The sequence below is a fragment of the Hymenobacter glacialis genome (assembly GCF_001816165.1).
Taxonomy (GTDB): domain Bacteria; phylum Bacteroidota; class Bacteroidia; order Cytophagales; family Hymenobacteraceae; genus Hymenobacter; species Hymenobacter glacialis.
In genome coordinates this window covers 1-10,595 of record NZ_MDZC01000088.1, presented here as the reverse complement: position 1 = coordinate 10,595, position 10,595 = coordinate 1, and the positions used below count along the sequence as shown (strand labels likewise).

Genomic DNA, 10,595 nt, shown 5'->3' with positions numbered 1-10,595 from the left:
TTACGCCACCCAGGGCACGCACCGCTTCTTCGCCGAAAACAACGTGCCCAGCTCCCTGCTCTACTGGCCCAGCGACGCGCAGGAGCCCAACGTGCTGACGTACCTGAAGGAGAAGAAAATCGACCTGGTCATCAACATTCCCAAGAACCTCTCAAAGGGCGAGCTGGACAACGACTACCAAATCCGCCGCACGGCCGTGGATTCGGGGGTGGGTTTGCTGACCAATGCGCGGCTGGCCAAGGCGTTCATCAAGGCCTTCTGCACGCTGGAAATGAAGGACCTAAAGATTAAGAGCTGGAACGAGTACAAGGCCATGTAATTGGCAGAACAAGAAAAAAGAACGTCATGCTGAGCGCAGCAACGCGGAGCCGAAGCATCTCTGCCGCTTCGTTAGAGTGGTAATTACCACTGCGGGAAAGTTGCTTCGACTTCGTTCAGCATGATGTTCCGATCTTCTCCATATCGTCGTCGTATGTACGTCTACATCCTGACCCCGCCTCTACGAACACAGCAGTAGGCGGGACGACACCGGAAAATTCACCGGCTGGTGTCAGGCGTATTTGCTGGTGTAATTCGAGCTGTGCCCAGTTGCTACCCAAGCCATTGCGCGGGAAAAGCAGTTGAAAGGATAGACGCTCAGTAAGAGGAATGCGTTTATTGCAGCCTTCAGTCTCGAGTGGCAAGCAATTGATCCAGAAACGTGGACAGGTTAATCATACCAACTGAAACGATGCCCGCAATCAAAATTTATAGGTCGCATAAGGCTCTAGAGGGGGGTAAGCCTTGCGTAGTATTCGACGCTGAAGAAGCGCTTAGGATAGAAGTAGCAGAATACATTGAATCGGGAAGTGCAAATAGGCATTGCTTCAAAGTGCAAATAGACGATAAAGCATTTTCCTTCTGCTATGGTAAAATACATAACAGAGATGAACATTTGAGTCGATTGATATTAGGAATCAGCATGGCTCAGAAATACTCCACTCCGCTCACCAACATCTTGTTGTATTAACGGCGGGGTCATACATTTCGAACGACTGTTGCAAACGGCGTGGTGGAGATGTTTCGGCCACGCTCAGCATGGCGTTCTGATACTTATACCACCTAATAATAAAAAACTTCACCTCCTTCGCCGATGCCGGCGACTATCGAGCCCTATTGCAGCAATACCTGGAAATCAAGGACCTCTACCAGCACGTTGGGCGCAACTAGCCCACCACCAGCCTAACCCTGAAACTGAAGAGTCCCCAGGTGCCGGAGCAACAAATGCTATGCAGAAGCGGGGGAAGGCCACAGGCGGCGCCCCGAATTGGCGCACCTATAACGCCGGGCTACTCGTGGCCAACCATGGAAGCTAAGACTGTGCCTTTACTTGAGACGAAACCAGCAAACCGGAACCATGCCATCTTCTCTGCATAAGGATTTTGTTTTGTTGCCTGAACCGGGTTTCCAAATACCAGCCTCGCTCAACTATAAGTTCTGTGTTTTGGCTGCCGCTTCTCACCCGAGCGGCAGCAAAAACACAGAACTTATGCGTTCAGGACCGCTCTAGAGCCTGTAATCACGTATAAGCTCAACTACAATGTCAGCTCCGACAATGCAGCTGCAGCGCAGACTTGACGCTACTCTGCTGCGCATGTCGTACTTTTTTGGCGCTATTTCACTCACCCACCTTATGAAAAACTTCATCTCCTTCGCCGATGCCGGCGACTACCGAGCCCTGTTGCAGCAAGCCTTTGAAATCAAGGCCAACCCCTACGGCTACAAGCACATCGGGCAGAACAAAACCATTGGCCTCATCTTTTTCAACCCCAGCCTGCGCACCCGGCTCAGCTCTGTAAAGGCGGCCTACAACCTGGGCGCGCAAGCCTGGGTGCTCAACGCCGGTGCCGACTCCTGGACCCTGGAGATGGCCGACGGCGCGGTGATGAACGGTAGCACCCAAGAGCACATCAAGGACGCCATTGCGGTGATGAGCGAGTACTGCGACGTGCTGGGCGTGCGCACCTTTCCCACCCTGCAGGACCGCGAGGCGGATTACAGCGAGGACGTCCTCAACAAGATTCTGCAGTACGCCACCGTGCCCGTCATCAGCTTAGAAAGCGCCACCCTGCATCCCCTGCAATCCTTCGCCGACCTCATCACCGTAGCTGAAACCAAGCAGAAGGAACGCGTGAAAGTGGTGCTCACCTGGGCCCCGCACGTGCGCCCGCTGCCCCAGTGCGTGCCCAACTCCTTCTGCGACTGGTTCTCAGAAATCGATTGGATTGATTTCGTTATCACCCACCCCGAAGGCTACGAACTGGACCCCCGATTCACCAAGGGCGCCCGCATTGAATACGACCAGCGCAGGGCCCTGGAAGGCGCCGATTACGTGCAGGCCAAAAACTGGAGCAGCTACCAGGACTACGGCCAAATCCTGACGCAGGACGCCGACTGGATGCTCACGCCCATGCACATGGCCTACACCGATAAAGCCAAATTCATGCACTGCCTGCCCGTGCGCCGCAACGTGGAGGTGTCCGACGCCGTGCTCGACGGCCCCGGTTCGCTCATCATCCAGGAAGCCGGCAACCGCACCATCTCCATGCAAACCGTGCTGCACGAGCTGCTGAAGTAGCGATTTGCCATTTGCACGATGCCATGAAAAGGCCCCGCCGGATAATCTTCGGCGGGGCCTTTTCATTATGGCTGGCACTGCGCATTCCGTGCCCGGAAACCAGCTGCAACTGCAACCACTGTCCCAAAGAAAAAGCCCCAATCTGTTTCCAGATTGGGGCTTTTTGCTGTGATCCCGCTGGGATTCGAACCCAGGACCCGTACATTAAAAGTGTACTGCTCTACCAGCTGAGCTACAGAATCGGTACCTTGCACTTCACAAGGGCGATACCCTGTTTGTGGGCACAAAAGTACAAGCACCTCTCGGATTACACAACCTTGATTCAAAAAAAAGTCTTTTCTCTTTCTTTACGGCCCTTTTTGCTGGGATTAATCTTGCTGCCTGTCTGTGGGTTGGGTGCAAACCTGCCCCCAAAAAAAATTACAAAAGATTCCGCATTCAGCGCTCCTGCGGCTTTACTGCGGGCCGATTCGCTGTTCTCGCAGGGGCAATACGCGGCGGCATCGCCGGCTTATCGGCAACAAGTGTGGCAACAGCGCCGTGCCTCTCCCGAGCTGCTTTTGAAAATGGCGTACGCGCAACAGCAGCTGGGGCACTACCCGGCGGCATTGCTCTACCTGAGCCTGGCCCAGGCGCGGGAGCCCCGCGTGCGCACTTGGCGGCAGCTGGCCACCCTGGCGGCGCAGCACCGCCTGGTGGGCTATCCCATCACGTGGCAGCAGGAGCTGCGGGTGCAGGCCCAGCGCTACTATTACCCGGGCTTGCAGCTGCTGCTGGGCGGCGCGCTGGTGAGCGCCATCTGGCTGCTGTGGCGCCGGAGCCCGCGCACGGCGTGGGTGGGCTATGCGGTGTACCTGGGCCTGCTGGGAGCCTACCTGCACTTCCTGCGGCCTAAGCCGGCGGGGCTGGTGGCCCGAGCCGGAGCCGCGCTCATGGGCGGGCCCAGCGCCGGCGCGGCGCGGCTGAGCACGGCGGCCATCGGCGACCGCCTGCTGGTGCTGGGGCGGCAGGACATCTGGTACCGGGTGCAGTGGCAGCAGCGGGTGGCGTTTGTGCGCGAAGCCGACGTGCTGGTGGTGGAATAGAGTACACTGACAAGCGACGCGTCCTAAACCAGCCCAATGCCACCTGCGACGCCGCGCCATGTCATTCCCAGCGGGTACTTTTGTGGCATGTCTGCTGCGCTCACTCTTACCGGCCTCTACCTCTATCCTGTGAAGTCCCTGGGGGGCTACGCCGTGCCCGAAGCCGAGGTGACGGCCCGCGGCCTGCGGCACGACCGCCGCTGGCTGCTGGTGGACGAGCGCAACCGCTTCATGACCCAGCGGCAGCTGCCCGATTTGGCCCTGCTGACGGTGGCGCCGGCCTACAACGGCTTTCTGATTAGCCACCGCCAGCGGCCCGATTTGCTGCCGCTCTTCATCCCGCTGGAGGCCACGCCGGAGCGCACGCTGTTCGTTACGATTTGGGACGACATGGCCTGGGCTTGGCGCGGCACGCCCGAGGCCGACGAATGGCTGGCCGAAGCCCTGGGCCGCCCCTGCCGGCTGGTGTATATGTCGGACATGGTGCGGCGCGAGGTGGAGCCGGAATTCAACCCCGAAGGCCAGCTGGTGAGCTTTGCCGACGGCTACCCGTTTCTGCTCATTGGCGATGCCGCACTGGCCGACTTGAATACCCGCCTCGCTCAGCCCGTGCCCATGAACCGCTTTCGGCCCAACCTGGTGTTTGGGGGCGGCGCGCCCTACGAGGATGATGCCTGGGAAGACTTCCAGATTGGCGCTGTGCCGTTTCGGGCGGTGCGGGGCTGCGGCCGCTGCGTGCTTACTACCATCAACCAGCAGTCGGCCACCAAAAACCCCGTGGGCGACCCGTTGCGCACCCTGGCCACCTACCGCCAGGTAGAGGGCAGCACCTTGTTTGGCCAGAACGTGACCGGGGCCGGGGTGGGCCGCCTGCGCGTGGGCGATGCCGTGACAGTGCTCAGCCGCAAATAACGCGTCAGGCAGCGCCACCAGGGGCCGCAGGCTGCAACTTGAGGGGCGGCAATAGCGTTCTGTTTTTCCGGGCCGAATGCCTGGCAATCCGCATGGAACTTGATTATCTGCTGCACTTCCTGGCCCGGCTGGCGGCCAACAACACCACGGAATGGATGGCGGCCCACCGCCCCGACTACCAGCGGGCCCGCGCCGCCTGCACCGAGCTGGTGCGGCAGGTGCTGGCCGGAGTGGCCCCCACCGACCCTGATTTGGCGGACCTGACCACGGCGGAGGTCATGTTCCGGCTGCACAAGAACGACCGGGCGCACCGCGACCCGGAACCCTATAAGCGCCGCATGGGCGCGGGCCTCAAGCTGGGCGGCCGCCACGCACCCCGGGCCGGCTACTTTCTGGCCATTCAGCCCGAGGGGCGCAGCTGGCTGGGGGCGGGCACCTTCCACCCCACCCCGGCCATGCTGGCGGCCATCCGGCAGGAAATCCACTACAACGCCGACGAGTTTCACCGGCGGCGTCAGGCGTCGGCGCTACTCGCCCACTTCCCCGATGGCCTAGACACCACCGGCCCGCAGCTTACGCGCCCGCCCCGGGGATACTCGGCCCAAGACCCTGACTTAGCGTGGCTTCGGCTCAAAACATACGGCGCAGGCCGTTTTTACACCGATGCGGAAGTGCTGGCCCCTGATTTTGTGGCGAAAATCATGGCGGGCATTGCCGCGGCCCGCCCGCTGGTAGATTTTCTAAACGAGGCGCTGCCGGTAGCAGAACGAAGCGGTATGGGGGCTGAACTGAAGTAGCGCACCCACATTCTTGCCAGCATATCAGACCGACTCAGCCAGGCAGCTTCAATAAAAAGCCCCGCTCTTTATTGCAGAAAGCGGGGCTTCTTATTGAAGCTGATAAGAAAGTCGACACTTACTAGAACGTCATGCTGAGCTTGCCGAAGCATCTCTACCGCAGTAGTAAATCTAATTACTTGCGCGGCAGAGACGCTTCGGCAAGCTCAGCATGACGTTCTTTTTACTTTCTAGATAGGTCAGTATTAGAGATAAAGGCTGCGTTATTCTAAAACGCGTTAAAACAAGCCGAAGAGCGTGCTATTAATCTTGTCGATGATGCTGCCGAGGTCTTCGGGGTTGCGCACGTAGTCCAGTTCGCTCACGTCCACAATGAGGTGGCGGCCGGCACTGTAGGTGCTAATCCACTGCTCGTAGTGCTCGTTGAGGTTTTTGAGGTACTCAATGCTGATGCTGTTTTCGTAGTCGCGGCCGCGCTTCTCAATCTGGTTGATGAGCTTGGGCAAATCGGCGCGCAGGTACAGCAGCAGGTCGGGCGGGGCCACAAGGTCCACCATCGATTCAAACAGCGCGTAGTAGTTGTTGTAGTCGCGGGTTTCGAGCAGACCGGAATCGTGCAGGTTGGCGGCGAAGATGTGGGCATCTTCGTAGATGGTGCGGTCCTGGATGATGCCCTTGCCGGCCTTCTGCAGCTCTTTGATGCGCTGGGTTTGGCGGAAGCGGCCATTTAGAAAATACACCTGGAGGTGAAACGCCCAGCGGGGCATGTCGTGGTAAAAATCCTTCAGGTAAGGATTATCGTCCACGTCTTCCAAAAATACTTCCCAACGAAAATGCTGGGCCAACTTATGGGCCAGCGTGGTTTTACCGGCCCCAATGTTGCCGACGATGGCAATGTGCATGCGCTATAAACGAAAAAGACGAGAGAAAAGCAGAACCCCAAAGGTAGCAGCACGACTGTATACTACCCCAATTATTGCGCATTAGCTATATTTACTAGCTCCAGGTGAAATTTGCTGCCTTACCCATGCTTTCCGGCCCTCCTACCCAGTTGCTTACCCTGCAGGACGACCACGGCCTGGCCCTGGCCGAATACTCGTTTTACCCGGCCGAAGAGCTCTTGAGTGTGCGCTGGCACGGCCACCTCACCGGGGCCGATGTAATCCGCGGCGTGCGCCAAGGAGAACAATGGCGCGACCAGCTTCGATTCTCGCTCATTCTGAACGACAAGAGCGACACCGGGGGCGACTGGAGCGACGCCCTGCCCTGGCTGCAGTACGAGTGGCTGCCGGTGGCCGTGGCGGCCGGCGTAAAAGCCCTGGCCTACGTGTTTTCGCCGGACCTGGAAAACCAGTTTGCTACCCAGGAATTTGTGGCGGCGCTGCGGCCGCACATGGCCATTGAGCTGTTTGCAGACCGGGACGTGGCCCTGGCGTGGCTGCTGCAGCAGGGCGGCGGCCCTATCGCCACAGCCGCCCACTCATAGCCGCAAGGCCTATCTGTCGATTCTGTCTTTGGCCTGCCGGGCGCCGCGCAAAGAATGAAACTCGCCCTGCGTGGAGCGAATACGCAGCCGCTCTTCGATGGGCAGCGTGGTACGCACCTGCTCGTAGCGCTGGTTGAGGCGGGCCAGCACGGTGGCGGCATTGTCCCAGTCGGCGTAGCTCCAGCTGCGGCGCTCGTCGCGGGTGGTGGCAATAAACCGCTCGTAGAGGTCGGGGAGCTGGTCGGCTTCGGCACGAGCCAGGTTCACGTCGGTGTTTAACAGGTGCTGCTGGATGGGGTCGGAAGATGCGGCGGCGCGGCGTGGGGCGACCTGGGGCCGGGGCCGCGCCAGCAGGTCGCCCGAGGGGCGGGCGCCGGTAAGCTCGCCGCGCTGGCGGGGGCTGTCGGCGGTGGGGCTTTGGGCGTGGCTGAGCACGGGCAGGCTGGTCAGCAGCAGCAAAAGACAGGAGGCAGATTTCATAGGAAAGCAAAAAGAAAAAACGGGAATGGGCGCTTTAACGCAAAGCGTGGGCCAATCGTATGGAATGGGGCGGGCCGGTTTCGGTTTTTTGGCCCCAATTTCGTGTTTTACTGCTTATGACTTCTGACGCCCCCATCGCGCCGCCGCGCATAGCGCCCGCCTCGCTCCAAGACATCCCGACCATCATTCAGCTGGCCGAAGCGACCTGGGAGCCCACCTACCGGTTCATCATTTCGCGCGAGCAGATAGACTACATGTACCGCGTGATTTACACACCGGCCTCGCTCAAGCGGCAGATGGCCGAACAGCACCACTCGTTTTTGCTGGCCTACGTGGCCGGCGAGCCGGCCGGGTTTGCGTCCTTTAGCCCCCTGCCGGCCGAGGACGAGGCCGGCACCGGCTACAAGCTGCACAAGATATATGTGCTGCCCACCCGGCAGGGTCAGGGCCTGGGCGTGCACCTCATTGAAGCCGTGGAGAATGCGGCCCGCCAGGCCGGCGGCACCTTCCTGGACCTGAACGTGAACCGCTACAACCCCGCCATTGCGTTTTACGAGCGGCGCGGCTTTGCCCGCCAGCGCGAGGTGGACGTGGCCATCGGGCCGTACTTCATGAATGACTACATCATGCGGAAGGCGCTGTAGCGGGTTGCGTTTTGAGGGCTGGGCTGCCCTCTCAAATCTACTGGCTCATCCGTCTTTGTTCAAGTCCTGTCATGCTGAGCCTGCGAAGCATCCTCTCACCGATAAACGGTTTGTTCTGCGGTGAGACGATGCTTCGCAGGCTCAGCATGACAGGCGTTCTTCAATAGCCTGTCCCCACTTTGACTCATAACAACGAGCAACTGATAACTCATTTGCTTTTAACACGACAACTCATTTCAACATTTACCCCCAAAACTCAACCCTTCCCCTATGTCCATCAAACTCACCGTTCTCTCCAATGGCTCCCTCCGCGTGGAGGGCGAAGACATTGAACTAGTTGACGCCCAGGGCCAGCCCTACGGCCTCGGCGGCCGTCAGCGCATCAGCATCTGCCGCTGCGGGCTCTCCAGCCAAAAGCCGTTTTGCGATGGCTCGCACAAAGGCCATTTTGAGCACGACGCTGTAGCGTTTGACTTGCCCGCGCCTAAGCCAGCCGTTTAGGCTTTCGAATTTGGAAAAGAAGCGTCGTGCTGCGTGCAGCACGACGCTTCTTTTTTGCGTGCACTCGAAAAATTTGGCTACCCTAGCGGCTGTTGCCTTGCGGTAGGTATAAGGTATAACAAGGCAGCTTGGAGGACAAACAATATAACATCTGAAGGATTTTACTAAACTAATGCTAGATTCAAGTTGATTGAACTTTCGAAGGTGAACGAGTTTCGCAAACTCAATCTGGACGGTTGGGCTTATTTTCCATGTTCATATATGCCTAGGGGCAATATTTCAAGCAAACGAGCATTACTTTGCCCCCCCGCTTGCTGCCCGTTCTTTTAAGGTGGAATCATTCCCTAGTCTCATGATGACGCCCCTGTGGCTCTTGCTCTGGTTGCTTCCGGCCGTAGGAGTGGCCGCGCCCCCTCCGCACGGCGGTCAGCTCGTGGACTTTAGCCTAATTGTGGCCAGCTGCTTTCGCGGAGATACGGTGGCCCTGGCCGTGAACGGGCAAGACCTAGTGGCGAACACGATGGCGACGTCCGATTTCAACAGCGGCGTAACGGCACTCAACGTGTACCAGAACCGAGAGGGTCTATGGGTGAGGACTGGGAGCCAACTGACTAGGTGCCCCAGACTGGACCTGCGCCAGGGGTTACACCTTCGTTTCGTTCTCAACGGGCAGGTGAGCCGCCACGTAGTGAATGTGCGCAAGGGACGGGTGGTCTTCGTCAATGCATGTTACGAAGTGGCGGGGACCGGGGCCTCCATCCGAAAGGTCACGGTGCAACAATACAAAAAAACGGTGGCCCTGTATTAACGTCCCGCCCTGCGGTGCGCCCTGCTGCTTAACGCAGTCGTCCGGCAAAAGGCCTTTGCACAAGTTCAGATAAACGGTGGGTATCCGTAATAAGCAGAAATCATCCTCACGCGGGCTTTGCCCCTGCCCCGAGCATCAGCCAGAGGTTTTGGCGCACGATATCCCCCATGGAGTCGCATTTGTCAAACACGTCGGTTTTATGGTAGCGATTGAGCTCGGCTTTGAGCTGCATTACTTTTTCGGGCGGGGCAAGCTGGTGGCCGCGCATCACCTCCAATAAGTCGCGCAGGCGGTGGCGCTCGGCGCGGGCGCGGCGGGCCATCAAGGCGCGTTCTTCGGTCTGGTACTGGCGCAGGGTTTCGGGCTTGAGCAGTTGGGCGCACAGGGCCACTACGTCGGCGTTGTCTTTGAAAAACTGCGGCAGGTACATTACCCGCCGGCCTTCGTAGCTCTGCTGGTCGAAGTCGATGGCGCGCACGCGGTACTGCTCGTCCTCAAAATCGGGGGTTACGTCGATGACGTAGTTGTAAGCGCGCATGTCGCCGAGCAGGCGCACAAAGCAGCGCTCGTTAAATTTCACAAATTCCTTGGCGATGCGCACCCGGTTGATGTTGGGCTGGGTGAGGCGCAGGCGAATGAAATCGTCGCCGGGAATACCGGCAATGTGCTCCTCAATCAGCGTGTCGCCGCTCACCAGGAAGTTCATGGAATTGGGCGAGAGCAGGTGCTCCAGCTCCAGGCCGTAGAGGCGCGAGGCATCGGCCCGCTTCACGTAGAAGTAGTCGTAGTTGTCGTTGAACAGGTTGACGATGCGCACCCGAAACGGCCGGGAATTACCAAATTCGCAGTAGTCAATGCGGTCGGCCACGAGGTGCTCGGTGAAGGAGAGGTCGCCGGCCGTTTTCAGCAGCGCGTACACCTGCGTCAGGCCCTGGCTGAGCTCGCGCAAGGCCTGGGGCTCGAAGAACACGGTTTGCCAGAGGGTGTCGCGCCCGGTCCGGTCCAGCAGCGGAAAGGAGCTGCTGAAGTGCCGCAGGTCGTCGTAAGACACCGGCAGCGGGGCTTCGCGGTCGTAGGTGCGCAGGTATTCCCGCAGGGCTGGCGTGATGGGGTACGACGGCTTTTTGCGGGATATTTCCAAAACGGTGAGGTGGTGAGGTAGTGATAAAAAAAACGTCATGCTGAGCGTAGCCGAAGCATCTCTCGTGCACCCACTCAAATTCCCAATTCGACTTGAAGTTTGAGTGGTGGGCACGGCGGAAGTG

11 protein-coding genes and 1 tRNA gene are annotated in these 10,595 nt (G+C 59.0%); 8 read left to right on the top strand and 4 right to left on the bottom strand.

Translation table 11 applies throughout. The annotated features are described in order from the left end of the window. Both BEN48_RS13705 and BEN48_RS13700 read left to right on the top strand, forming a co-directional pair. Positions 1-319, top strand: a 319-nt coding sequence (locus BEN48_RS13705; RefSeq protein ID WP_141764586.1) for a hypothetical protein, incomplete at its 5' end; no start/stop codon positions are given. A gap of 1,353 nt (positions 320-1,672) precedes the next feature. Further along, positions 1,673-2,617, top strand: coding sequence for an N-acetylornithine carbamoyltransferase (locus BEN48_RS13700; protein ID WP_070735494.1), 945 nt, complete (start codon positions 1,673-1,675; stop codon positions 2,615-2,617). Between the two features lie 169 nt (positions 2,618-2,786). Here BEN48_RS13700 and BEN48_RS13695 read toward each other — a convergent pair. Continuing rightward, positions 2,787-2,859 (bottom strand) — tRNA-Lys (locus BEN48_RS13695). Between the two features lie 324 nt (positions 2,860-3,183). On the opposite strand from BEN48_RS13695, the gene BEN48_RS13690 reads away from it, so the two are divergent. The 3 genes from BEN48_RS13690 (at position 3,184) to BEN48_RS13680 (ending at position 5,411) form a co-directional block, all read left to right on the top strand. Then, on the top strand, positions 3,184-3,702 hold the full coding sequence (locus BEN48_RS13690) for a hypothetical protein (RefSeq protein ID WP_070735493.1): 519 nt from the start codon (positions 3,184-3,186) through the stop codon (positions 3,700-3,702). 87 nt (positions 3,703-3,789) lie between these two features. Further along, positions 3,790-4,614: an MOSC domain-containing protein gene (locus BEN48_RS13685; protein WP_070735492.1), complete on the top strand. Its 825-nt coding sequence runs from the start codon at positions 3,790-3,792 to the stop codon at positions 4,612-4,614. Between the two features lie 92 nt (positions 4,615-4,706). Continuing rightward, positions 4,707-5,411, top strand: a complete 705-nt coding sequence (locus BEN48_RS13680) for a DUF2461 domain-containing protein (RefSeq protein WP_070735491.1) — start codon at positions 4,707-4,709, stop codon at positions 5,409-5,411. 278 nt (positions 5,412-5,689) lie between these two features. On the opposite strand, the gene BEN48_RS13675 is transcribed toward BEN48_RS13680, so the two are convergent. Further along, on the bottom strand, positions 5,690-6,313 hold the full coding sequence (locus tag BEN48_RS13675; protein WP_070735490.1) for a deoxynucleoside kinase: 624 nt from the start codon (positions 6,311-6,313) through the stop codon (positions 5,690-5,692). A gap of 125 nt (positions 6,314-6,438) precedes the next feature. Here BEN48_RS13675 and BEN48_RS13670 point away from each other — a divergent pair, with 125 nt between their 5' ends. Beyond that, entirely contained in the window at positions 6,439-6,897 is a 459-nt protein-coding gene (locus BEN48_RS13670; RefSeq protein ID WP_125932652.1) for an STAS/SEC14 domain-containing protein, read from the top strand. 9 nt (positions 6,898-6,906) lie between these two features. On the opposite strand, the gene BEN48_RS13665 is transcribed toward BEN48_RS13670, so the two are convergent. Then, positions 6,907-7,377: a hypothetical protein gene (locus tag BEN48_RS13665; protein ID WP_125932651.1), complete on the bottom strand. Its 471-nt coding sequence runs from the start codon at positions 7,375-7,377 to the stop codon at positions 6,907-6,909. Between the two features lie 116 nt (positions 7,378-7,493). On the opposite strand from BEN48_RS13665, the gene BEN48_RS13660 reads away from it, so the two are divergent. Beyond that, positions 7,494-8,021 carry a GNAT family N-acetyltransferase gene (locus BEN48_RS13660; RefSeq protein ID WP_070735487.1) on the top strand — a complete coding sequence of 176 codons (528 nt, stop codon included), beginning with the start codon at positions 7,494-7,496 and terminating at the stop codon, positions 8,019-8,021. Between the two features lie 270 nt (positions 8,022-8,291). Continuing rightward, positions 8,292-8,522, top strand: a complete 231-nt coding sequence (locus BEN48_RS13655) for a CDGSH iron-sulfur domain-containing protein (RefSeq protein WP_070735486.1) — start codon at positions 8,292-8,294, stop codon at positions 8,520-8,522. A 914-nt stretch (positions 8,523-9,436) separates the two neighbouring features. Here the strand turns inward: BEN48_RS13655 and BEN48_RS13645 are convergent. After that, on the bottom strand, positions 9,437-10,471 hold the full coding sequence (locus BEN48_RS13645; protein ID WP_317043713.1) for a hypothetical protein: 1,035 nt from the start codon (positions 10,469-10,471) through the stop codon (positions 9,437-9,439). Between the last annotated feature and the right edge of the window lie 124 nt (positions 10,472-10,595).